This window comes from Flavobacterium sp. (assembly GCF_021151785.1).
In the GTDB taxonomy this organism is placed as follows: domain Bacteria; phylum Bacteroidota; class Bacteroidia; order Flavobacteriales; family Flavobacteriaceae; genus Flavobacterium.
In genome coordinates, this window is sequence record NZ_JAGKWP010000039.1 from 1 (window position 1) to 22189 (window position 22189).

Sequence of the window (22189 nt, forward strand, 5' to 3'; positions counted from 1 at the left end):
TTTTATTTGTTATTATTAAATTAATACAAGCCAAAGAAAAAAGCGATTTTAGTTTTATAAGTAAACTTCTGAAAGTAATCATGTTAACTATGATGTTTTCTATAACAGCCATAGTATTGTTGTCAAATTAAAAATATATTAAAAAAAGCTCTTGTTTTACAAGAGCTTTTTTTTTAATTTGGAAATGGATTACTCCATTTTGGATTAGTATACACATCTGTACCTGACAATGTTTTTAAGAAAGCAATGACAGCATCTACTTCGGTTTGGGTTAAGTTTAACTGTTGTCCAAAACCATTTGGCATTAATCTTGGGTCTAAATTTGTATTACCAGGAGCAATATTAATAGTTCCGTAATGACCAATAGCAGCTTGTAATGTGGTAATAACTCCAGTATGCATCATTTGTCCATTTAAGACACCATCTGTTCTAATTAAGTTTCTTAGCGAAGGTGCTTTGGTATTACCTATATCAATACCTGTCCCCGAAATTGTTCCAATAATTCCATTATTTTTAGATGCTGGGTCAATGTCGAATTCTGGAGCCCTATGACATCCTGCACAACCTAAGCCACCACCAGTTCTTGATCCTGTTGTGTTAAATGTAGGAGGAGCAAGGAATAAATTTTTTCCTTGATTTTCTTGTGGAGTAAAGTTAGAAAATGGTGCGCCATCATTAGGTGCCGTAGCTCTACCTAAATCATATTTTGAGTCAAATGATTGAATACTTCTTACAAATTGAGCTAAAGCTTTTTGGATTTTTGCTTCTGTTATTTCTTGTGATCCATAGGCAAATTGGAATAATTCTTTGTAGTAGTTAATAGCTCCAAGTTTAATTAATAAATCGTCAAAAGACATGTCGCCATTTAATCCACTAAATCCCATTTCGCCATGATCTTTAATAGGCATAGTTGTTTGCTGTTCTAATGTTGCTGCTCTCTCGTTCCAAAAAAAGCGAGTTTCGGTTGCAAATCTACTATTAACCAAACGCATGGAATGCCTACCAGTAGTTCCATTAACTCCAGTACTTGCCACTGAATTATCTCCAAAAGCAAGAGCTTGCTTATGACATGAGGCACATGCAATGGTATTGTTAGAAGATAAATTTTTATCATAGAATAAAACTCTTCCTAGAGTAGCTATTTTATTATCAATAATATTTCCTGCAGAGTTATCTTTTGTAATGTAGCTTGGAATGGTTTGATTCGCATAATTATATAAATTACTTAAATTTAGATTTGAACCAAAAGTAGCTGTGACATTTGGATAAGCATCGGAAGGAATAGCTTCATAATTATCATCATCACTACATGAAGTGAAAGACAATATAGAGAGTAATCCTAATAAAAATTGTAAATTTCTCATAAGATAGTTGTTAAGTTAGTTCTCAATAAGACACTAAAATAGATAAAAGGTTTAATCGTACTTTTTAATTACTTTAAAATATTACTATATTTGACTTCATTTTTAACGAAACAAACAAAACCATAATTAAGAAGCAAGTATTGCTTTCTTTTAAATTTAAATTTTATGAAATTATTAGAAGGAAAAGTAGCAATTATTACGGGTGCTAGTAGAGGTATCGGAAAAGGAATTGCAGAAGTTTTTGCAAAAAATGGAGCTCATGTAGCTTTTACATACAGTTCATCTGCTGAGTCTGCAATGGCTTTAGAAAATGAATTAAAAGCTTTAGGAATTAAAGCCAAAGGGTACAAATCAAATGCAGCTGATTTTAATGAGGCTCAAAAGTTAATTGATGATGTAATAGGTGAATTTGGAACAATTGATATTTTAATCAATAATGCAGGTATTACAAAAGATAATTTATTAATGAGAATGTCTGAGGAAGATTTCGATACAGTTATTGATATCAATTTAAAATCGGTTTTCAATATGACTAAAGCGGTTCAAAAAATTATGTTGAAAAATAGAGCTGGTTCAATAATTAATATGAGTAGTGTAGTAGGAGTTAAAGGTAATGCGGGTCAAGCAAACTACGCAGCTTCAAAGGCTGGAATGATTGGATTTACTAAATCTATTGCTTTAGAGTTAGGTTCAAGAAATATTCGTTGTAATGCCATTGCTCCAGGATTTATTGAAACTGAAATGACTGCCAAATTGAACGAAGATGTTGTAAAAGGATGGAGAGAATCTATTCCATTAAAACGAGGAGGTTCTCCAGAAGATATTGCTAATGTATGTGTGTTTTTAGCATCAAACATGAGCGCTTATGTAACAGGGCAAGTTATTAATGTTGATGGTGGAATGTTAACATAATTTTAAAATATTAAAGATAAAGTATGACAGCAACAACCTATTTTTTACTATTTACTTCATTAGTATTTTCTGCTGTTGTGGCATTTTATCAATATTTATATAAAGCTGATAGCCAATTAAAAATCAATTGGTTATTAGCTTTTTTTCGTTTTATTTCTGTTTTACTTTTGTTAATTTTAGTAATAAATCCTGTAATTTCGACCAAAACAAATGAAATTAATAAAATTCCATTGGCTATTGTTTCTGATAACTCCTCGTCGATTAGAGATTTAAAAGCTAATGATAAGGCTTTGGAATTAGCTCAAAAATTGAAAACGAATTCAGTTTTAAATGAGAAGTTTGAAATTCAACATTATGCATTTGATGATGAATTTAAAGCTGGTATTAATTTAGATTTTGAAGGTAAGCAATCCAATATTGATGTAGCTGCTCAAAATTTAAAGCAACTTCATAAGAATATGTTCTATCCTGTTGTTTTATTGACAGATGGAAATCAAACAATTGGAAACGATTATGTTTATAGTTTTCAAGAGACAGCAAAGGTTTATCCTGTTGTTTTAGGTGATACAACTACTAATTTTGATTGTAAAATCAATCAAGTAAATGCTAATAAATATGCTTTCCTGAAGAATAAATTTCCAGTAGAAGTATTTGTTCAATATAACGGAAGCAAGCCATTGAATGCTTCTTTTACAATTGAAAAAGGTAATAGAAAAGTGTATTCTCAAACAATATCATTTACTAAATCATCAAAAGTTCAATCTTTTCAAGTTCTGTTAGAAGCAGATAAAGTAGGTATTCAGAAATACAAAGCCACATTAAACGCTTCTTTGTTTGAAAAAAATAAATATAATAATGTTAAGAATTTTGCTGTTGAAGTAATCGATCAAAGAAAAGAGATTGCACTTGTGGCAGACATTACGCATCCAGATATAAGTGCATTAAAAAGAGCTATTGAATCAAATGCACAACGTAAAGTGACTTTGGTTAAACCGAAAGAAGTCAGTAACTTAAATAAGTATAATTTATTGATTTTATATCAACCAAATATCAACTTTAAATCTATTATTGATATTAATAAAAATTTAAAAATTAACACTTTTATCATTACTGGTTTAAATACTGATTTTAATTTTGTTAATCTAATTCAATCTGATTTGGAGTTTAAAATGTCGCAACAAAAAGAGGATTTCAATGCCAATTATGAGACAACTTTTAATTTGTTCGCCCAAAAAGATATTCAATTTAGTAGTTTACCACCTTTACAACACAAGTTTGGTAAGATTATTGAAAAGTCAAGTTTGAATACACTTTTGAGAGCACAAGTTAATGGAGTTGCTTTTGATAATCCAATTCTAACTTTTTCAGAAAAAGGAGCAAATAGAACAGCCTATTTTTTAGGAGAAAATAGTTGGAAATGGCGATTAGAGAGTCATTTAAGTTCAAAATCTTTTGATAATTTTGACCAATTCATAGACCGAATTATTCAATATCTATCAACAAATTCTTCAAAAAAATCATTAATTGTTGAGCACGAAAGTTTTTATAATTCTGGAGAAAACATTGAAATTTTTGCTCAATTTTTCAATAAAAACTATGAATTAGATGAAAATGCTAATTTAGTTATACAGTTAATCAATAATAGAACTAAGAGAACTAAGAATTATAATTTTTCAAAGATCAATCAAGGTTATGCTGTTAAATTTGATGGTTTAGAGCATGGCAGTTATGCATTTAAAGTTCGAGAAACGAATAGTAATGCTATTTATTCTGGTAGTTTTGAAGTACTAGATTTCGATGTTGAAAAACAATTTGTAAATCCAGATCAAGAAAAACTTACTCAACTTGCACTTCAAAATAAAGGCCAGGTTTTCTATCCTAATCAGATAGAACAACTTATACAAAAATTAACTGAAAAAGGAACTTATTTGCCTATTGAAAAATCAGTTGTGAAAACTACTCCATTAATTGAATGGATAACATTACTTATTTTACTAATTATTTCTTTAGCATCAGAATGGTTTATCAGAAAGTATAATGGTTTACTTTAATTATTTTTATTTGGTATCATTAGTGACTGATATTTCTTCTTTTTTAATATGCTTGAAGCCAGCTGATAGATAGCAATCGTTTCTTTTTTATATTTATTATTTATGTTTTCTGTTGGTATTTCATCATAATAAATTTCATAATTTGAATTTGATTTAGGCTTCAATAAAAATTGTTTTACTCGCTTTACGGGAGAAATAATAGTTAAATAATTGTCTTTTACATAACCTAAATCTTGATAAGTAGCTATGAAGGCTCTTGGAGAATAATGAGGAGTAAATACATCTTGTCCAAAAAATTTACTTTTATAATTAAAATGCAGTAAACCAAGTGTTGTTGGCATCAAATCGATTTGTGACATAAGTGTGTGACATTCTTGAGGTTTTATAAAACCAGGAGCATAAATCATAGCTGGAATTCTATATTTTTCTAATGGTAATTCGACTTTTCCAGAACTTGATGCACAGTGATCAGCGACAATGACGAAAACAGTATTCTTAAACCAAGGTTGTTTTTCAGCAAGTGTAAAAAATTGTTTCAAAGCATAATCCGTATATTTAACACCACCATTTCTTGATTTTGAATTAGCAGGAATATCAATTTTACCATCAGGATAAGTAAAAGGTCTATGATTACTAACTGTCATCCAATGGTTGAAAAAAGGTTTTCCTGTCTGATGTTCTTCATTCATTACCTTAATAGCTTTCTTTGCCATGTCCTCATCACAAACTCCCCATATATTTGAAAAGCTAATTTCGTTAGATTTTAAGTTAGCTTTATCAACAATATCATATCCATTTCCACCATAAAAATCTTGCATATTATCAAAAAAGGCATCTCCACCATACAAATATTTTATTTGATAACCTTTACTTTTAAATATACTACCAGTACTGAATTTGTTTTTATTATCTTTTCTTTTTACAACACTCTCTCCAGGTGTTGGAGGCAAACATAAAGTTACTGCTTCTAAACCGCGAACAGTTCTGTTACCTGTTGCATATAGATTGGTGAAAAATAAACTTTTATCTGCTAATTCATCTAAAAAAGGTGTAATGTTTTCATTGTTTCCATAGTGTTTCATAAATTCAGCACTCATACTCTCAATGGTAATTAATACAACATTTTTTTGTACTTCTTTTTCGGTAGGTTGAATATGGACAATGTTTTGATTCAACTTGACATGCGTTATATTTTCAAAATTAGCTAGTTCATTTTCTGGCATTGTGTCATAAAATTTCATGAAATCTAATTCACTATTCATAAATGCCAAATAGAATTTATAAAGTCCGTTACTTTGCAATTCATTAGTAAAAACATTAGATGAATCTTCTTTTTTTGCAAGATTTGGAATAGTAAATAAAGCTAAAGCAATCAAAGCAAGTTGACCTAAAACAATGCTGATTTTAGCTTTTATATTCGGAATTTCATCTAAATATTTTTTAGATTTTTGAATAATAAAATAGGTAGATAAAACAGCTACAATTCCAATTATTGAAAATAAAGGAACTACAGGATAAGATTCCATTATATTTCCAATTACAGTATTCGTGTAGACCAAATAATCTACAGCAATAAAGTTATATCGTACACCAAATTCATTCCAAAAAAAGAACTCGCTCACAGCGTTTTGAATGATTAACAAAACAAATAGAAAAAGAGTAAAAGAAAATAATACAAAACGAATTTTTTTTCTATACTTTTCAAAAAATAATAACAGAGCAAACAGAATTGTTTTAAGTCCTACAAAAGCTAATCCTATTTCAGGAAGCACACCGCCATATTCACTTAAAATGCTTTTTCCTGATAATATATACAGCAGAATGGATACAAATACTCCTAAAATTATATACCCAAATGGTTTTTTATATTTTGTATTAGAAATAAAAATTAGGTATAACCACAATAAGGAACCTATAGGTATAAAAACAAAAAGGTCATTTAAAATTCCAATTGAAAAAATTTTTAGATAATCAATAAATGAAAAATGACTTTGTGTTATGGGATGAAATAATAAAACAAGACGAGTTAATAGACTTACAATCAGATAAAATAGAGCAATATTTTTATAAACAACGTAGTGTTTAAGTAAATTTTTCATACATTTGAGTAATTAATTAGGTAAATATATAAATTTTATTTTATGAATGAAGCACATATCCACATGTTAGTAAACCATTTTCCTATTATTGGTTTGTTTTTTGGTTTGGGAGTATTACTGTTTGGCGTAGTAAAAAAGAATTTAGTTTTAAAATCGGCAGCTTATGTTATGTTAATTATCTGTGTTATTTCTGGTCAATTAGCCATGATGACAGGGGATAAAGCAGAGCATTTTGTTGAAGATTTACCTGGTTTTACACATAATGTTATCCATGAACATGAAGAAGCAACTGAGGCATTTATGATTCCAATGTATGTTTTAGGATTAGTTTCAATTGTTGGTTTATATGCTCAATCAAAAAAACATTCTTTTGAAAAATGGATTTCCTATTTAGCTCTAGTTTTGGGGGTAGTTTGTGTATTTTTGAGTAAAAATTCAGGAACAACTGGAGGGAAAATTCGTCACACTGAAATCCGAGAAAATAGTTCAACTCTTTCTAATTCAAATACTTCTAGTCAAGTTGAAGAAGAAGAAAATGAATAATTTTAAATTATTATAAATAAATATTTGTTTTTTAAATTCTTATTCTATTAAATTTGCAAAACAAATAACAAAGAAAATATGTTTTTAAATCAATTACATCATCATCATCATTTATTCCACGCTCAAGCGAGGTAGTGATGCTATGATTGTAATCTAAATATAACTACTAACCCGTTTGAGTTCATCAGGCGGGTTTTTTATTTTAGTTAAGTTAATTTCTCCTCCCGTCTGGTGTTTCTCAAACAAATTTAAAATTAAATTTAACATGAACACCTTAAAAATTGCTATTCAAAAATCGGGTCGACTTAACGAAGACAGCCTTAAAATTTTAAAAGATTGCGGGATTTCTGTTGATAATGGAAATGATCAACTTAAAGCAACTGCTTCAAATTTTCCATTAGAGATATTATTTTTACGAAATTCGGATATCCCTCAATATTTAATTGATGGGGTGGCAGATATTGCTATTGTTGGAGATAATCTTTTAGTTGAAAAAGGAGGTGCTATTGAAGTTGTTGAAAAATTAGGTTTTTCAAAATGTAAAGTTTCGATAGCTGTACCTAAAACAGTGAGTTACAATTCTATTGAAGATTTAGATGGGAAACGCATTGCTACTTCTTACCCCAACACTGTTTTAAATCATTTTAAATCTAAAAATGTCAATGTGGAGATTCACCAAATATCGGGTTCTGTTGAAATTGCCCCAAATATTGGTTTGTCTGATGCTATCGTAGATATAGTTTCAACAGGAAGTACGCTTTTTAAAAACAATTTAAAAGAAGTTGAAGTTATCTTGAAAAGTGAAGCTGTATTAGCGGCATCTCCTAATTTATCGGAAGAGAAGAAAGTGCTTTTGGATAAATTAATTTTCAGAATTCAATCGGTTTTAGAAGCAAGAAAATCGAAGTATATTTTAATGAATGTCCCAAATAACAAGATTCAAGAAATTAGCTCAATTCTTCCCGTATTAAAAAGTCCGACGGTATTGCCACTGGCAGAGGAAGGCTGGAGTAGTGTACATTCTGTAATTAATGACGATCAGTTTTGGGAAGTTATCGATCAATTAAAAAATGCAGGAGCCGAAGGAATATTAATTTGTCCAATTGAAAAAATGGTTTTATAACAACACGTATTCAAATATGAAAATTTATCAAAATCCAAAGCAAGAACAGTGGTTTGATTTAATTAAAAGACCCACAGAATCTATTTCAGATTTACAAATTACAGTAACTGATATTTTTAAAGAAATTCAACAAAAAGGAAATAAAGCAGTTGCAAAATATACCTCTCTTTTTGATGGGGTAATTTTAGATTCAATTGAAGTGGCGAGTGTTGAAATTCAAGAAGCCATTGAACAAGTACCGGTTGAATTAAAAGAAGCAATTCAATTAGCTCAGTCAAATATTGAAAAATTTCACCAGGCACAAAAAAGAGAAAAGGTTGCAGTTGAAACCGCTAAGGGTGTAATTTGTTGGCAAGAAAAAAGACCTATTCAGAAAATAGGGTTGTATATTCCGGGAGGTTCGGCGCCTTTATTTTCAACCGTTTTGATGTTAGCGATTCCTGCTAAATTGGCGGGGTGTAAAGAGATTGTGTTGTGTTCTCCTCCAAACAAAGAAGGCAAAATCAATCCGGCTATATTATATGCGGCTCAATTATGTGGCGTGACTAAAATTTTTAAGGTTGGTGGAATTCAAGCAATAGCGGCATTAACATTTGGAACAAAAACAATTCCTCAAGTATCTAAAATATTTGGACCTGGGAATCAATATGTAACTGTAGCAAAGCAAATGGCAACAAATTATGGAGTTTCTATTGATATGCCCGCCGGTCCGTCTGAATTATTAGTTTTAGCTGATGAAACGGCAAATGCTTCTTATATCGCATCAGATTTATTAAGTCAGGCTGAACATGGCGCGGATAGTCAGGTGGTTTTAGTAACTACTAATTCAGATTTACTTTTTGCAGTTCAACAAGAAATTGAGCTACAAATTAAAAAGTTACCTCGTAAATCTATAGCTGAAAAAGCAATTTTGAATTCCCGCTTTATTTATTTAAAGGATAAAGAATCGGCAATTGAATTTGTGAATGAATATGCTCCAGAACACTTAATTATTGTCTCAAAAGAGGAAGATTTTTATTTAGAAAATTTGCAAAATGCAGGTTCAGTATTTCTTGGTAATTATACTCCAGAAAGTGCAGGAGATTATGCTTCAGGTACTAATCATACATTACCTACGAATGGCTATGCTAAAAACTATAGTGGTGTAAATCTAGATAGTTTTATGAAAGCCATGACGTTTCAAAAAATTTCAAAAGAAGGTATACAAAATATTGGTAAAGCTATAGAAATAATGGCAGAAGCTGAAGGACTTCAAGCGCACAAAAATGCCGTAACATTACGATTAAAAGATTTAGTATGAGTTATAATATCGTTGATTTAGTCCGACCAAACATTAAAAAAATGCAATCTTATTCCTCTGCTCGTGATGAGTTTAAAGAGGGTAGTGAGTCGTTTGTTTTTTTAGATGCCAATGAGTCACCTGTCGATAATGGAATCAATAGGTATCCAGATCCACAGCAAAAAAAGTTAAAAGAGGTAATTTCAAAACGAAAAGGAATTGATAGTAATCAACTATTGTTGGGTAATGGTAGTGATGAAGTTTTGGACTTACTTTTTAGAGCTTTTTGCGAACCTAATATTGATAATGTCATTACGTTGCCACCGACTTATGGAATGTATGCCGTTTTAGCAAATTTGAACGCTGTTGAAAATAGAGAAGTGTTACTCGATTCAAATTTTGAACCCAATGTTGACGGTATTTTGAAAGCAATCGATGACCGAACTAAAATTGTCTTCTTGTGTTCTCCAAATAACCCAACCGGAAATACTTTTTCAAGAGAACGAATTGAAAAAATTCTATCTTCATTCAGTGGATTGGTTGTAATTGATGAAGCTTATATAGATTTTTCAGAAAAGATGAGTTGGTTGTCGGAATTAGAGTTGTATCCCAATTTAATCATTTGCCAAACGCTATCAAAAGCCTATGGGATGGCCGGATTACGAATTGGTAGTTTGTTTGCTTCTGCGGATATCATATCAATTTTGAACAAAATTAAACCGCCGTATAACATTAATGTTTTATCTCAAGAAAAAGCATTTGAAGAATTGCTGAATATAAATAAATTAAAAAAAACAATTAATAGTATTAAAGAAGAAAAAGATAGATTAATTAAAGTATTACTTGAAGTAAGTTTTGTCAAGAAAGTATATCCATCAGATACCAATTATTTATTAATTGAAGTCGATGATGCTTTAAAACGTTACGATCAATTGCTCAAAAACGGAATTGTTGTTAGAAACCGATCATCACAACCTTTATGTACTAATAGCTTGCGAATTACAATTGGAACTTCAGAAGAAAATGACAAATTAATTCAAATTATAAAACAACTCTAATGGCACAAAAAATATTATTTATAGATCGAGACGGGACTCTAGTTTTAGAGCCTGAAAATTATCAATTGGATGATTTATCTAAAGTAGAATTTTACCCAAACGTATTTAATTGTCTGAATAAAATCGTAAATGAATTGGACTATGAATTAGTAATGGTAACTAATCAAGACGGATTAGGAACAGTTATTTTTCCAGAGGAAACTTTTTGGCCTACACATAATTTTATTATGAAAGCTTTTGAAAATGAAGGTGTTGTGTTTAAAGAGGTTTGTATTGACAAAAGTTTTCCTGAAGAATTAGCACCTACTCGAAAACCTAGAACCGGTATGTTAACGAATTATTTTGATAGTGATAAATATGATTTAACAAATTCATTTGTAATTGGAGATCGAATGACTGATGTTGAATTAGCTAAAAATTTAGGTGCGAAAGCCATTTATATTAAAAATGATGTTCAATTAGGTATCAATGAATTGGCTAATGATAATACTACCTTAGAAGAGTCAATTGCCTTGCAAACAAACCAATGGCAAGATATTTATGAATTTTTAAAATTAGAAAAGCGAAGTGCCACGATTCATCGCAAAACAAATGAAACGGATATTTTTATTTCATTACAATTAGATGGAACTGGAAAAAGTAGGATTGAAACAAGATTACCCTTTTTTGATCATATGTTAGACCAAATTGCGCGTCACGGTCAAATGGATTTAGAAATTAACGTTAAAGGCGATTTAGAAGTGGATGAACACCATACAATTGAAGATACTGCAATAGCTTTGGGTGAAGTATTTGCTTCTGCATTGGGAAATAAATTAGGTATTGAGCGTTATGGATTTTGTTTGCCTATGGATGATTGCTTAGCTCAAGTAGCGATTGACTTTGGGGGTAGAAATTGGTTGGTTTGGGAAGCCGATTTTAAACGTGAAATGATAGGGCAATTGCCAACAGAAATGTTTTTTCACTTCTTCAAATCCTTTACAGATGGGGCTAAAGCGAATTTGAATATAAAAGCGGAAGGAACGAATGAACATCATAAAATTGAAGCTATTTTTAAAGCTTTTGCTAAAGCAATTAAAGTAGCCGTAAAAAGAGATCCAAACAAAATGATTTTACCAAGTACAAAAGGAATGTTATGAAAATTGCACTAATAGATTATGGTGCCGGTAATGTGCAAAGTGTGCTTTTTGCACTCGAACGTTTAGGGTATCAAGCAACAGTCACAGATGATCCAGATACAATTAAAAAAGCAGATAAAGTTATTTTTCCTGGTGTTGGAGAAGCGAGTAGTGCCATGCAAATGATTTATAATAAAAAATTAGATACAATTATTCCCGCCTTAACCCAACCTGTTTTAGGGATTTGTTTAGGAATGCAATTGCTTTGTCGCTCTTCGGAAGAAGGAAATGCAAAGGGATTAGGAATATTTGATATTCAAATTAAACGATTTTCAAATCAATTGAAAGTACCTCAAATGGGTTGGAATACGATTGCTAATTTGAAGACAGAATTATTTAAAGGCATAAAAGAAGAAGAATACATGTATTTGGTTCATAGTTATTATGCACCCGTCAATGCGTATTGTATTGCAACTACGAATTACGGTATTAATTATGCCACAGCCATTCAAAAAGATAATTTCTATGGAGTCCAATTTCACCCTGAGAAAAGCGGTAAAGCGGGTGAACAAATCTTGTTTAATTTTTTAACTATTTAAAAATGAGAATCATACCTGCAATCGATATCATTGATGGAAAAAGTGTACGATTATCTAAAGGAGATTATTCAACACAAAAAATATATAATGAAAACCCTTTAGAAGTAGCTAAAGAATTTGAAGCACACGGAATTCAATATTTGCATTTAGTGGATTTAGATGGGGCTAAATCAAACTGTATTATCAATTATAAAATTTTAGAACAAATAGCAACTAAGACAACTTTAATAATTGATTTTGGCGGAGGATTAAAATCGGATGAAGATTTAAAAATTGCTTTTGAATGTGGTGCAAATCAAGTTACAGGAGGAAGTATTGCAATTAAAAATCCGACTGTTTTTGAAAATTGGATTCAGAAATATGGTCCTGATAAAATTATTTTAGGTGCTGATACAAATAATAAAAAAATAGCAATTTCAGGTTGGTTAGAAGAATCAACGCAAGAAGTTGTTCCCTTTATTAAAAACTATCAAAGTAAAGGAATTGAATATGTTATCTGTACAGATATTGCTAAAGACGGCATGTTAGAAGGTCCGAGTTTTGATTTATATCAAGAAATTTTAGAACAAACGAATGCTTGTAAATTAATTGCTTCGGGAGGAATTTCTTCATTTGAAGAGTTGCCAAAACTGGTAGAATTAGGATGCGAAGGAACAATTATCGGTAAAGCAATTTACGAAGGTAGAATTCGTTTGAAAGAACTAGAAAAATATATTAGTAATCAACCTTCTTAAGGTAGCACCTTGCAGGAGTTAAAATGAATTAAAAATGTTGACCAAAAGAATTATTCCTTGTTTAGATATAAAAAATGGAAGAACAGTTAAAGGTGTAAATTTTTTAGAATTAAAAGATGCCGGTGACCCTGTTGAATTAGCAAAAAAATATGCAGATACTGGAGCTGATGAATTGGTTTTTTTAGATATTTCTGCCACGGAAGAACGAAGAAAAACATTAATTGATTTAGTTCGACAAGTGGCAAGTACTGTAAATATTCCATTTACTGTTGGGGGTGGAATTTCCACAGTAGAAGATGTTGATATCCTCTTAAGAAATGGTGCGGATAAAATTTCCATTAATTCTTCTGCAGTTAAAAATCCAGATTTAATCAATCAAATTGCAGCAAAATACGGAAGTCAGTGTACTGTAGTAGCAATAGATGCCAAACAAATTAACGGAGAATGGAGGGTGCATTTGGTTGGGGGTAAAGTTCCAACCGAAATAAAACTTTTTGATTGGGCTAAAGAAGTAGAAAAACGGGGTGCAGGAGAAATTTTATTTACTTCCATGAATAACGACGGTACTAAAAACGGATTTGCGAATGAAGCATTAGCACAATTATCAGATTTAATTAATATACCCATTATTGCGAGTGGTGGTGCTGGTACAAAACAACATTTTGCAGAGGCATTTACGATAGGTAAAGCAGATGCCGCCTTAGCAGCTAGTGTTTTTCATTACAATGAAATTGCTATCCCAGATCTTAAACAGTTTTTAAAACAGCAAAATATTGAAATTAGAATTTAAAAAAATGAATATAGATTTTACTAAAAATACGGAGGGATTAATTCCAGCCATCATTCAAGATGTTGAAACTAAAAATGTCTTGATGTTAGGATACATGAATCAAGAAGCAATAAATCGTACATTAGAAACAAACAAGGTAACTTTTTTAAGTCGAACTAAGAATCGTTTATGGACAAAAGGGGAGGAAAGTGGTCATTTTTTAAACGTGGTTTCACTTGCTTTGGATTGTGATCAGGACACATTGTTAATACAGGTCAAGCCGGTGGGTCCCACTTGTCATAAAGGATCAGATACTTGTTGGAATGAAAACAATAGTCAAACTTACGGATTCATAACCAAATTAGAAAATACAATTCGAGAACGTAAAGAAAAGGCAACTTCAGAAACAAGTTATGTAGCTTCTTTGTTTGAAAAAGGAATAAATAAAATAGCTCAAAAAGTGGGTGAGGAAGCTGTTGAAGTTGTTATTGAAGCTAAAGATTCAAATGATGAATTGTTTTTATCGGAAAGTGCCGACTTATTATTTCATTATTTAATTTTATTGCAAGCAAAAGGGTATGGTTTAAATGATGTGATACACGTGTTAAAGAATAGAGAAAAGTAATACTCATATCAATAAAAGAATTTTAAATATTCATTTACAATGTATGATTTTTTATAATTTTATGAAAAATAAAAATTATGAGATTTCATACACGTAAATGGGTAAAACCCGAAGATTTAAATGCCAACGGAACGCTTTTTGGAGGAAAATTATTGGCATGGATAGACGAAGAAGCGGCTTTATATTCTATTGTACAGTTAGAAAATCCCAAAGTGGTTACTAAATACATGAGTGAAATTAATTTCATGAGTGCAGCTAAACAAGGCGATATAGTCGAAATTGGCATTGATGTTGTGAAGTTTGGAACTTCTTCATTAGTGCTTCGTTCAGAAGTTAGAAACATGATGACACGTGAAAAAATAATTACTATTGAAAATATTACAATGGTAAATTTAGACGAACAAGGTAAACCAAAACCTCATGGAAAAACACAAATTGAATTTGTAGAAGATAGGTTAGGGAAGTAGGTTGCTAAAATTTCAAAATTCTAATTTCAAAATTCAATATGCAAGTAAAACTTCATCATTATAATTTACAATTAAAAGACAATTTTAAAATCTCACGATTGTCTTTTGATGTTAAACCGTCTTTAATTGTTGAACTAATTAGTGATGGATTTTCGGGTTATGGAGAAGCGACTGAAAATGCTTATTATCACTTAGATACCTTTCAAATTGCAGAAGATATTCAGAGAAATATTAATTTTATTGAAACTTTAGAGCAAGTTCCTCCAGATGTTTTTTGGCAAAAATTAAATCCTTTGTTTCATGATAACCATTTCGCTTTATGTGCTTTAGATGAGGCTTATCACGATTTATATACCAAAAAATTAGGTGTGAAATTATATGAATATTGGAAGCTTCAACCTAAAAATTTACCCTTAACGAATTACACAATTGGTATTGCTGAAATCCCGAAAATGATTGAAAAAATGAAGGCTATGCCTTGGCCTTTGTACAAAATCAAATTAGGTACAGCTGATGATATAGAAATAATTAAAGCCTTACGAAAAGAGACCAATGCTATTTTTCGTGTGGATGCCAATTGTGGCTGGACGGTTGAGGAAACCATTGAAAACTCAAGAATTTTTAAAGACTTAGGTGTCGAATTTATTGAACAGCCTTTAAAAGCACACGATTGGGAAGGCTGTAAGGAAGTAATAAAACATTCGGTTTTACCCATTATTGCTGATGAAAGTTGTATTGAAGAAGAAGATGTTGTGAAATGTTTCAATCATTTTCATGGTGTAAATATTAAATTGATGAAATGTGGCGGATTAACACCTGGTTTGCGAATGATTAAAAAAGCAAAAGAATTAGGTTTGAAAACAATGGTAGGCTGTATGACAGAATCTACAGTTGGAATTTCAGCCATTGCACATTTGTTACCTTTATTAGATTATGTGGATATGGATGGGGCTTTATTATTAGAAAAAGATATTGCAACGGGTGTTGCTATCGAATTCGGTAAAACGATATTTGCAGATGAAAATGGGACAGGAGTTAAATTAATGTACCAATAAGTCGATTTGAATCTGTACCAATAAAAAATAGTTGATTTTATAAAACTTAATGTAAATTTGTGTAAATCATGTTAACAAATAACTATGCTTACAAATTCCACTTTCGAATACTTAGATTTATTAAAGAAAAATAACAATCGTGACTGGTTTACAGAAAATAAAAAACGATTTGAGGTTGAAAATAAAAACGCCAAAAACTTTTTTACGGAAGTATTAACGGATTTAGAAAAAATAGATAGTATTGAAAGGATGCAAGTTTTTAGAATTTATCGTGATGTTCGTTTTTCTAAAGATAAAACGCCTTATAAAACACATTTTTCAGCCGGATTTACAAGAACTAAACCTTTGTTACGAGGCGGAATGTATTTACATATTGAAGACGGCGGTAGCTTTGTTGGTGGTGGTTTTTGGGAACCAAACAATGAAGATTTGTATCGTATTCGTAAAGAATTAGAATTAGATGCGTCTGATTTAAAAGAACTTTTGAATGATGAAAAATTCAAATTTTATTTTAAAAATGGTTTAGAAGGAGAGGAATTAAAAACAGCACCAAAAGGTTTTGATAAAGCCCATCCAGATATTGACTTAATTCGAAAAAAACAATTTTTACTAACTCGTCAATTTAGCAACAAAGAAGTTTTAGCACCTCAATTTAAGGAAGAAGTTATTGCTACATTTGCGGCTATGCGACCTTTTTTTGATTATATGAGTGATGTGTTAACAACCGATTTAAATGGCGAAAGTCTTTATTAAAAGTTTTTGTTTTATCTTCTTGGAGGTGGTGGCGGACCTTTTCTATCTTTTAATTTTTCTAAAAGTTTTTTATGAAATTCATGTTCAATTTTTTGTAATTCCACTACTTTATCAGCACCAATAATTGGAATAAGTTCGGCTCTCATTTTCTTTTTAAGTGACATGATTTCTACTTCGGCAGCTTCTGCTTCTTCAATTTGTTTCAATGCTTCCTCATCTGATGCCTCTCTTTTTTGTAGACGTTGTCTTAGTTGGGTTTCTTTTAAATCCATGATTTTATCTTCATACTTATTGTAAACAGGCCAAAATTTTTCTGCTTGCTCAGAAGTTAAATTTAACTTTTGTGAAATAAAAGCAATTTTTAATGCTTTTATTTTTTCTTTTTTATCTCTAAATCCTTGTGAAAATCCAACAAAAGAGATTAAAAATAATAATAATAAAATATTTAATTTCGGTTTCATTTTACTTGTATTTATTGTTTAAATAATTTATTTTAAATTATTGTATATTAATTCATTTTCTAAAGATTCTATATCTTCATTATCTAACATAACACCTACTTCATATTCTGATAATTCATCTTTTTGTAATTCTAAATAATTTTGTGTTGCCCACTCAGTCTTTGTTATTTCTTCTGTGTGATAAAATAATGGAAGCATTATAACAATCAATAAAATAGCGGCAATACTTGTTATCCAATACAATTTTGGCTTTAAAGAGATAATTTTAACTTCTTTATTATTAATTAATTGAAATAATTTATTCTCATTTTCAGAAAAATAATCTTCGGGAACCACAAAACCAGATTTTTTAGGTAGAATTGAAGAATGAAAATCTCCATTCCATTTTGAAAAAAGCTCAGAAGATAGATTTTCAAAATAATTCTCGGGTACTTTAAAACCTGTTTTAATTTTATTATTTTCTACTATTTTATTCATGCTAATTGGACTATTCCTATTTTAAAAGGTTTAATCATTTTTTAAATATTCTTCAATTTTTTTAACGGCGTGATGGTAACTAGCTTTTAATGCACCTACACTAGTATCTAAAATTTCACTCATGTTTTCATATTTCATTTCTTCAAAATATTTCATTTTAAATACTAATTGTTGTTTTTCAGGTAACGAAGCTATTGCTTTTTGTAGTTTTAATTGAATAATATCACCCTCAAAATAAACATCACTTTCTAATTTATTGATTGATTTTTGTTGTAATTCCTCGTTAGAGATGCCTTGTTTTCTTGCACGCTGTTCAATAAATGTTAATGATTCATTAGTTGCAATTCTGTAAATCCATGAATATAATTTACTTTCTCCTTTAAAATTTTGAATATTTGAAAACACTTTAATAAAGGTATTTTGTAAAACATCATCTGCATCATCGTGATTTAAAACAATATTCCTAATATGATAATACAATGGCTTTTGATATTCATACACCAACTTTTTGAAGGCTTCATTTTGAGTCTTCGGATTGATTAATTGTGCAATAAATATTTTTTCGTCTTGCAAAGTAAATTGTATTTATTCAATAGACTAAAAATAAATAAAAAGGTTTAATCGAAGTCTTTTTTTATACAAAAAGATGTAGCTTTGTTCGAAATTCATTTTATGATACATACTGTAATTTTTGATATGGATGGGGTGATTGTCGATACTGAACCTGTTCATCATTATGCTTACCACCAACACTTTGAATTGTTAAATATTGATGTTAATGCAGAATTGTATGCCTCTTTTACTGGAAACTCTACTAAGAATGTGTATCAAAAATTAAAAGAACTATTTAAACTTGAAGCTGAAATTGAGGAATTAATAAAAGTTAAAAGAAATTTATTTAATGCTGCTTTTGATACTAAAGAAGATTTATTTTTAATTGATGGCGTTGAAGAATTAATCCATCAATTTCATCATCAAGGCAAACAGATGATATTAGCCTCTTCAGCTTCAAAAGTAACTATTGAGCGAGTTTTTAATCGTTTTAATCTAAAACCTTATTTTACACATATAGTTTCAGGTGAGGATTTTCCTCAATCAAAACCTAATCCAGCTATTTTTATTGAAGCTGTACGACTTTCAGGAGTAAAAAAGGAGCAATGTGTTGTAATTGAAGACAGTACGAATGGTATACAAGCGGCAAAATCGGCGGGCATTTATTGCATTGGTTATAAAAGTAGAAATTCAAAAAACCAAGAGTATTTATTAGCAGACCAAATTATTGAACACTTTTCTGAAATACGTATCTAAGCTTTTTTACTATCAGAAAATGTATGTGTTGCTAAAATTCTTGAACTATCTTTTTTAGCTTCATCAGATTTTTTGATATCCCAAAAAAAATTAGTTGCTTTTTTTCTTGCTTCATCAGGTATGATTATTGGTTTAGGATAAGTTAATCCTAAGTGAAAATCATATAATTGTTCTTCGATGGGTGTTATTTTCCAAGGCTCATGTACTAATGAAGATGGAATATTATGCAATTCAGGCACCCATTTTCTGATAAAAACACCTTCTTCATCATGTTCGTATGAATTTTTAACAACATTATAAATTCTAATTGTATTAATGCCTGTTACGCCTGCTTGCATTTGTATTTGAGGATAATGGATACCAGGTTCAAAATCTAAAAATTGCTGAGCTAGATAATGAACACAATCTTTCCAGGGTTGAAATAAATCATGAGTGAAAAAAGATACTACCAAAGCACGCATTCTAAAATTTAAATATCCTGTTTCTTTCAAGCAACGCATGCACGCATCAACAAGAGGAAAGCCAGTTTTACCTTCTTCCCATGCCTTTTGAAAAAAGAGATTTTTATGCTGTTGTAAGTTTCTATAAGCCTTATTAATAGCCTGGAATTCCATTTCTGGTTCCATTTCAAATTTTTGAATAAAATGTGCTTGCCATCTTAATCTTGATGCAAAATTATCAATTGCTCTTTTGTTTTTACCTTCTTGTCTTTTTTTCCAAGAAGCATGATAAATTTGTCTTATAGATAGATTTCCCCAAGTAATGTAAGGTGATAATCGACTACAACTTTTTCTTCCAAGCTCTGGTTTAGAAATATGTTTGGAATAATTTATTACACGTTCTTCAAGAAAGCTATTTAAGTATCTTAAGCCAGTTTTTGTACCCCCTTTTTGAAATAAGGAAGTTGAATTAGTTTTTAAATTCGGGATTGAAAAATAGTTTTCTAGCTGTTCGATTTCTGAATATTTAATAAAAGCTCTTGAATTGGTTGGTGCAGGTAGTACTTCACTTTCCATAAACGCATACCAATCATTCTTCCAAGTGTTTCTATTTCTTCTTCCTCTGAAAACGCCATTCCAAACATATTCATGCCAAATGATATGCTCACTTTTTAACCAGTTATTGATAATTTTATCTCTGTTATAAGTAATATTTATACCTGTCTCTTGGTGAGAAAATACTTTTTTGATAGGATGTAATTCATGCAATTTTTTAAATATGTCAATTGCTTTACCTTCAACAATTAAAATTTGGGTATGTAACTTTGATAATTCAATTTGTAATTCAATTAAAGATTGTTTAATGAAATCAAAATGTCTTTTGCTATAATGTGGATCATTGAATAATTCAGGTTCAAAGATGTAGAGTAATAGAATTTTCCCGCTACTATTTTGGGCTTCAAAAAGCGGTTGATGATCTTCTAATCTTAAATCTTTTTTTAACCAAACAACGTTCATTATCCTACAGCTTCTTTATAAGTTCTAAGACATTTTTCTCTTGCTATTTTATGTTCAACAATTGGTTTAGGGTAATATAAAGTTTCTAGTTCAGGTAGCCATTTTTTAATATATTTTAAATCCTTATCAAATTTTTTTATTTGCTCTGTAGGATTGAAAATTCTGAAATAAGGTGCAGCATCAACTCCACTACCAGCTGCCCACTGCCAATTCCCAACGTTACTAGCTTGTTCATAATCAAGAAGTTTTAATGCAAAATAGGCTTCGCCCCAACGCCAATCAATTAATAAATGCTTACAAAGAAAACTTGCAACAATCATTCTCACTCTATTATGCATATGCCCCGTAGCATTCAATTCACGCATTCCAGCATCAACAAATGGATAACCTGTTTTACCTTCGCACCATTTTTTGAACCATTCTTCATTATTATCCCACTGTATTCCTTCATATTTTTCTTTGAAAGATTTGGTTGTTGTATGTGGAAAATGCCAAAGTATTTGCATAAAAAATTCTCTCCAAATCAATTCATTCAAAAACGTTTCATTAGGAAAATTTAGAGCATATTTAACTAATTTACGGATGCTTATTGTTCCAAATCGTAAATGAATTCCTAATAGGGAAGTACCTTTAACTGATGGAAAGTTTCTAGTACTCTCATAATTTTTAACTAAGTTTTCTGAAATATCATAATTTTGAAGTTGTATTGTTGACTTTTCAAATCCTATATCATCTAAATCCAAAAAAGGATTATTATGTTGGATACATTTGGTTAATAATTTTTCAGAAGGATAGTGGATGATTTCAATTTTTTTAACTTTTTCTTTCCATTTTTTAGAATAGGGTGTATAAACTACATAAGGACTGCCATCATCTTTGACAATATCCGACTTTTCAAAAATTACTTGATCCTTACAAGTTTTAAAGCTACAGTTTTTAGATTTTAATAGTTCATTAATTGCTTTGTCTCTTTTTCTAGCAGCAGGTTCATAATCATGATTAGTATATACATTTTTAATATTATATTCTGAAGTTAATTGATTAAACACTGTGATAGGATCACCATAGAAGACAGCTAAACTACTATTGTATTTTTCTAATTCCTTGTTGATTTTACTCAACTCTTTTTGTATGAAAGTAACACGAGCGTCATTTTTTGGTAAATGCTCTAAGATATTTTTATCAAAAATAAAAATAGGTAATACAGATTCATTTTCATTTAAAGCATGAAATAAAGCGGTATTATCCTCAATGCGTAAATCGCGTCTAAACCAAAAAACTGTCATTTTATATTATTTAAAATCACCAAAAATTTCAATTAATTTTTTTCTTCTGTATGCAAAAATTTCATCTAATTTTGGTTTTACTATTATTGGATGAACCAGTTGTCCAACTATCCCAAAGGGTACTTTATAATCAATAATATCTTCCATTTCTACACCCCCCTCAATTTCTTTAATAAAATGTTTATGATGCCAAAGATTATAAGGTCCAAAACGTTGTTCATCAACAAAATATTCATGATCTACTACATGTGTTATTTCTGTAACCCATTTGGTTTTTATTCCAAAAATTGGAGTTACTATGTATTGAATGATTTGACCTGGAAACATTTTTCTGTCTGCACCACTTAAAATATCAAAACTCATATAATCTGGTGTGATTGTTTTTAAGTTTTTGGGATCAGAAAGAAAATCCCAAGCTTCTTTCTTAGTAATAGGTAGGTTTTGTTTGGTATGTAAACGATATATTTTCATAATTAAAATAGTAAAGAAAACCACAAGTGAAATGAAAACACTCATGGTTTTCTGATTATAGCAATTTTTTACGAAGATAAAAATTTGTTTAACAAAAAACAAAAAAAAATAAACAAAATAATTATAGCTTAATAAATAAATCTTATTGGATTTTTTATAATTATCTTAACACAAGGAGAG

General features: G+C 30.1%; 23 protein-coding genes. 15 read left to right on the top strand and 8 right to left on the bottom strand.

The features are described 5' to 3' along the window. Window positions 1–173 precede the first annotated feature (173 nt). Window positions 174–1364, bottom strand: a complete 1191-nt coding sequence (locus tag QZ824_RS05730; RefSeq protein ID WP_291275062.1) for a cytochrome c peroxidase — start codon at window positions 1362–1364, stop codon at window positions 174–176. 165 nt (window positions 1365–1529) lie between these two features. Here QZ824_RS05730 and fabG point away from each other — a divergent pair, with 165 nt between their 5' ends. Beyond that, entirely contained in the window at window positions 1530–2276 is a 747-nt protein-coding gene (gene fabG, locus QZ824_RS05735) for a 3-oxoacyl-[acyl-carrier-protein] reductase (RefSeq protein ID WP_291275063.1), read from the top strand. Window positions 2277–2299: 23 nt separating this feature from the next. After that, complete coding sequence (locus QZ824_RS05740; protein WP_291275064.1) at window positions 2300–4327, top strand: hypothetical protein; 2028 nt, start codon at window positions 2300–2302, stop codon at window positions 4325–4327. On the opposite strand, the gene QZ824_RS05745 is transcribed toward QZ824_RS05740, so the two are convergent. Beyond that, the gene (locus tag QZ824_RS05745) at window positions 4324–6426 is read right to left on the bottom strand and encodes an LTA synthase family protein (RefSeq protein ID WP_291275065.1); all 2103 of its coding nucleotides are present in this window, start codon (window positions 6424–6426) and stop codon (window positions 4324–4326) included. The two genes, QZ824_RS05740 and QZ824_RS05745, sit on opposite strands and share 4 nt — an antisense overlap. A gap of 42 nt (window positions 6427–6468) precedes the next feature. Here QZ824_RS05745 and QZ824_RS05750 point away from each other — a divergent pair, with 42 nt between their 5' ends. The 12 genes from QZ824_RS05750 to QZ824_RS05805 all read left to right on the top strand — a co-directional run bounded on the left by QZ824_RS05750 (window position 6469) and on the right by QZ824_RS05805 (window position 16549). Continuing rightward, complete coding sequence (locus QZ824_RS05750) at window positions 6469–6969, top strand: DUF2231 domain-containing protein (RefSeq protein ID WP_291275066.1); 501 nt, start codon at window positions 6469–6471, stop codon at window positions 6967–6969. 265 nt (window positions 6970–7234) lie between these two features. Further along, window positions 7235–8092 (top strand): ATP phosphoribosyltransferase, encoded by an 858-nt coding sequence (gene hisG, locus QZ824_RS05755; RefSeq protein ID WP_291275067.1) that lies wholly within the window; start codon window positions 7235–7237, stop codon window positions 8090–8092. A gap of 16 nt (window positions 8093–8108) precedes the next feature. Then, window positions 8109–9392 carry a histidinol dehydrogenase gene (hisD, locus tag QZ824_RS05760; RefSeq protein ID WP_291275068.1) on the top strand — a complete coding sequence of 428 codons (1284 nt, stop codon included), beginning with the start codon at window positions 8109–8111 and terminating at the stop codon, window positions 9390–9392. Continuing rightward, window positions 9389–10429, top strand: a complete 1041-nt coding sequence (gene hisC, locus QZ824_RS05765) for a histidinol-phosphate transaminase (protein ID WP_291275069.1) — start codon at window positions 9389–9391, stop codon at window positions 10427–10429. Before hisD ends, hisC begins: the two co-directional genes overlap by 4 nt. Beyond that, window positions 10429–11568: a bifunctional histidinol-phosphatase/imidazoleglycerol-phosphate dehydratase HisB gene (gene hisB / locus QZ824_RS05770; protein WP_291275070.1), complete on the top strand. Its 1140-nt coding sequence runs from the start codon at window positions 10429–10431 to the stop codon at window positions 11566–11568. The genes hisC and hisB overlap by 1 nt, the downstream gene beginning before the upstream one ends. Next, entirely contained in the window at window positions 11565–12146 is a 582-nt protein-coding gene (gene hisH, locus QZ824_RS05775; RefSeq protein WP_291275071.1) for an imidazole glycerol phosphate synthase subunit HisH, read from the top strand. The genes hisB and hisH overlap by 4 nt, the downstream gene beginning before the upstream one ends. 2 nt (window positions 12147–12148) lie before the next feature. Beyond that, the gene (hisA, locus tag QZ824_RS05780; protein ID WP_291275072.1) at window positions 12149–12880 is read left to right on the top strand and encodes a 1-(5-phosphoribosyl)-5-[(5-phosphoribosylamino)methylideneamino]imidazole-4-carboxamide isomerase; all 732 of its coding nucleotides are present in this window, start codon (window positions 12149–12151) and stop codon (window positions 12878–12880) included. A gap of 34 nt (window positions 12881–12914) precedes the next feature. Then, a complete protein-coding gene (gene hisF, locus QZ824_RS05785; RefSeq protein WP_291275073.1) occupies window positions 12915–13670 on the top strand; it encodes an imidazole glycerol phosphate synthase subunit HisF in 756 nt (251 codons plus the stop codon). Window positions 13671–13674: 4 nt separating this feature from the next. After that, window positions 13675–14274 carry a bifunctional phosphoribosyl-AMP cyclohydrolase/phosphoribosyl-ATP diphosphatase HisIE gene (hisIE, locus tag QZ824_RS05790; RefSeq protein WP_291275074.1) on the top strand — a complete coding sequence of 200 codons (600 nt, stop codon included), beginning with the start codon at window positions 13675–13677 and terminating at the stop codon, window positions 14272–14274. A 77-nt stretch (window positions 14275–14351) separates the two neighbouring features. Beyond that, window positions 14352–14741, top strand: coding sequence for a hotdog domain-containing protein (locus QZ824_RS05795; RefSeq protein ID WP_291275075.1), 390 nt, complete (start codon window positions 14352–14354; stop codon window positions 14739–14741). A gap of 38 nt (window positions 14742–14779) precedes the next feature. Beyond that, window positions 14780–15796, top strand: coding sequence for a dipeptide epimerase (locus QZ824_RS05800; RefSeq protein WP_291275076.1), 1017 nt, complete (start codon window positions 14780–14782; stop codon window positions 15794–15796). Between the two features lie 84 nt (window positions 15797–15880). Further along, on the top strand, window positions 15881–16549 hold the full coding sequence (locus tag QZ824_RS05805; RefSeq protein WP_291275077.1) for a DUF2461 domain-containing protein: 669 nt from the start codon (window positions 15881–15883) through the stop codon (window positions 16547–16549). Window positions 16550–16560: 11 nt separating this feature from the next. On the opposite strand, the gene QZ824_RS05810 is transcribed toward QZ824_RS05805, so the two are convergent. The 3 genes from QZ824_RS05810 to QZ824_RS05820 are packed head-to-tail and all read right to left on the bottom strand — an operon-like array spanning window position 16561 to window position 18060. Then, window positions 16561–17010, bottom strand: coding sequence for a sensor of ECF-type sigma factor (locus QZ824_RS05810; protein ID WP_291275078.1), 450 nt, complete (start codon window positions 17008–17010; stop codon window positions 16561–16563). Between the two features lie 27 nt (window positions 17011–17037). Next, window positions 17038–17487 carry a hypothetical protein gene (locus tag QZ824_RS05815; protein WP_291275079.1) on the bottom strand — a complete coding sequence of 150 codons (450 nt, stop codon included), beginning with the start codon at window positions 17485–17487 and terminating at the stop codon, window positions 17038–17040. A gap of 30 nt (window positions 17488–17517) precedes the next feature. Continuing rightward, window positions 17518–18060 carry an RNA polymerase sigma factor gene (locus QZ824_RS05820; RefSeq protein ID WP_291275080.1) on the bottom strand — a complete coding sequence of 181 codons (543 nt, stop codon included), beginning with the start codon at window positions 18058–18060 and terminating at the stop codon, window positions 17518–17520. A 99-nt stretch (window positions 18061–18159) separates the two neighbouring features. Between QZ824_RS05820 and QZ824_RS05825 the strand changes: the two genes are divergently transcribed. Next, entirely contained in the window at window positions 18160–18795 is a 636-nt protein-coding gene (locus QZ824_RS05825; RefSeq protein ID WP_291275081.1) for an HAD family phosphatase, read from the top strand. Here QZ824_RS05825 and QZ824_RS05830 read toward each other — a convergent pair. From QZ824_RS05830 to QZ824_RS05840, 3 genes are read right to left on the bottom strand one after another with little or no spacing between them, the layout of a single operon-like run. Next, window positions 18792–20252 (bottom strand): deoxyribodipyrimidine photo-lyase, encoded by a 1461-nt coding sequence (locus QZ824_RS05830; RefSeq protein ID WP_291275082.1) that lies wholly within the window; start codon window positions 20250–20252, stop codon window positions 18792–18794. The genes QZ824_RS05825 and QZ824_RS05830 overlap by 4 nt on opposite strands. Beyond that, on the bottom strand, window positions 20252–21538 hold the full coding sequence (locus QZ824_RS05835; protein ID WP_291275083.1) for a deoxyribodipyrimidine photo-lyase: 1287 nt from the start codon (window positions 21536–21538) through the stop codon (window positions 20252–20254). The genes QZ824_RS05830 and QZ824_RS05835 overlap by 1 nt, the downstream gene beginning before the upstream one ends. Window positions 21539–21544: 6 nt before the next feature. Continuing rightward, window positions 21545–22009 carry an SRPBCC family protein gene (locus QZ824_RS05840; protein ID WP_291275084.1) on the bottom strand — a complete coding sequence of 155 codons (465 nt, stop codon included), beginning with the start codon at window positions 22007–22009 and terminating at the stop codon, window positions 21545–21547. Window positions 22010–22189: the final 180 nt, after the last annotated feature.

Excerpts from the sequence above, each read along its gene's own strand:
- QZ824_RS05830 (WP_291275082.1), bottom strand. The coding sequence starts at position 20,252 with ATGAACGTTGTTTGGTTAAAAAAAGATTTAAGATTAGAAGATCATCAA.
- hisD (WP_291275068.1), top strand. The coding sequence starts at position 8,109 with ATGAAAATTTATCAAAATCCAAAGCAAGAACAGTGGTTTGATTTAATT.
- fabG (WP_291275063.1), top strand. The coding sequence starts at position 1,530 with ATGAAATTATTAGAAGGAAAAGTAGCAATTATTACGGGTGCTAGTAGA.
- hisH (WP_291275071.1), top strand. The coding sequence starts at position 11,565 with ATGAAAATTGCACTAATAGATTATGGTGCCGGTAATGTGCAAAGTGTG.
- QZ824_RS05800 (WP_291275076.1), top strand. The coding sequence starts at position 14,780 with ATGCAAGTAAAACTTCATCATTATAATTTACAATTAAAAGACAATTTT.
- QZ824_RS05825 (WP_291275081.1), top strand. The coding sequence starts at position 18,160 with ATGATACATACTGTAATTTTTGATATGGATGGGGTGATTGTCGATACT.
- QZ824_RS05805 (WP_291275077.1), top strand. The coding sequence starts at position 15,881 with ATGCTTACAAATTCCACTTTCGAATACTTAGATTTATTAAAGAAAAAT.
- hisB (WP_291275070.1), top strand. The coding sequence starts at position 10,429 with ATGGCACAAAAAATATTATTTATAGATCGAGACGGGACTCTAGTTTTA.
- hisF (WP_291275073.1), top strand. The coding sequence starts at position 12,915 with ATGTTGACCAAAAGAATTATTCCTTGTTTAGATATAAAAAATGGAAGA.
- QZ824_RS05730 (WP_291275062.1), bottom strand. The coding sequence starts at position 1,364 with ATGAGAAATTTACAATTTTTATTAGGATTACTCTCTATATTGTCTTTC.
- hisC (WP_291275069.1), top strand. The coding sequence starts at position 9,389 with ATGAGTTATAATATCGTTGATTTAGTCCGACCAAACATTAAAAAAATG.
- QZ824_RS05840 (WP_291275084.1), bottom strand. The coding sequence starts at position 22,009 with ATGAAAATATATCGTTTACATACCAAACAAAACCTACCTATTACTAAG.
- QZ824_RS05750 (WP_291275066.1), top strand. The coding sequence starts at position 6,469 with ATGAATGAAGCACATATCCACATGTTAGTAAACCATTTTCCTATTATT.
- QZ824_RS05815 (WP_291275079.1), bottom strand. The coding sequence starts at position 17,487 with ATGAATAAAATAGTAGAAAATAATAAAATTAAAACAGGTTTTAAAGTA.
- QZ824_RS05740 (WP_291275064.1), top strand. The coding sequence starts at position 2,300 with ATGACAGCAACAACCTATTTTTTACTATTTACTTCATTAGTATTTTCT.
- hisG (WP_291275067.1), top strand. The coding sequence starts at position 7,235 with ATGAACACCTTAAAAATTGCTATTCAAAAATCGGGTCGACTTAACGAA.
- QZ824_RS05795 (WP_291275075.1), top strand. The coding sequence starts at position 14,352 with ATGAGATTTCATACACGTAAATGGGTAAAACCCGAAGATTTAAATGCC.
- QZ824_RS05745 (WP_291275065.1), bottom strand. The coding sequence starts at position 6,426 with ATGAAAAATTTACTTAAACACTACGTTGTTTATAAAAATATTGCTCTA.
- hisA (WP_291275072.1), top strand. The coding sequence starts at position 12,149 with ATGAGAATCATACCTGCAATCGATATCATTGATGGAAAAAGTGTACGA.
- QZ824_RS05835 (WP_291275083.1), bottom strand. The coding sequence starts at position 21,538 with ATGACAGTTTTTTGGTTTAGACGCGATTTACGCATTGAGGATAATACC.
- hisIE (WP_291275074.1), top strand. The coding sequence starts at position 13,675 with ATGAATATAGATTTTACTAAAAATACGGAGGGATTAATTCCAGCCATC.
- QZ824_RS05810 (WP_291275078.1), bottom strand. The coding sequence starts at position 17,010 with ATGAAACCGAAATTAAATATTTTATTATTATTATTTTTAATCTCTTTT.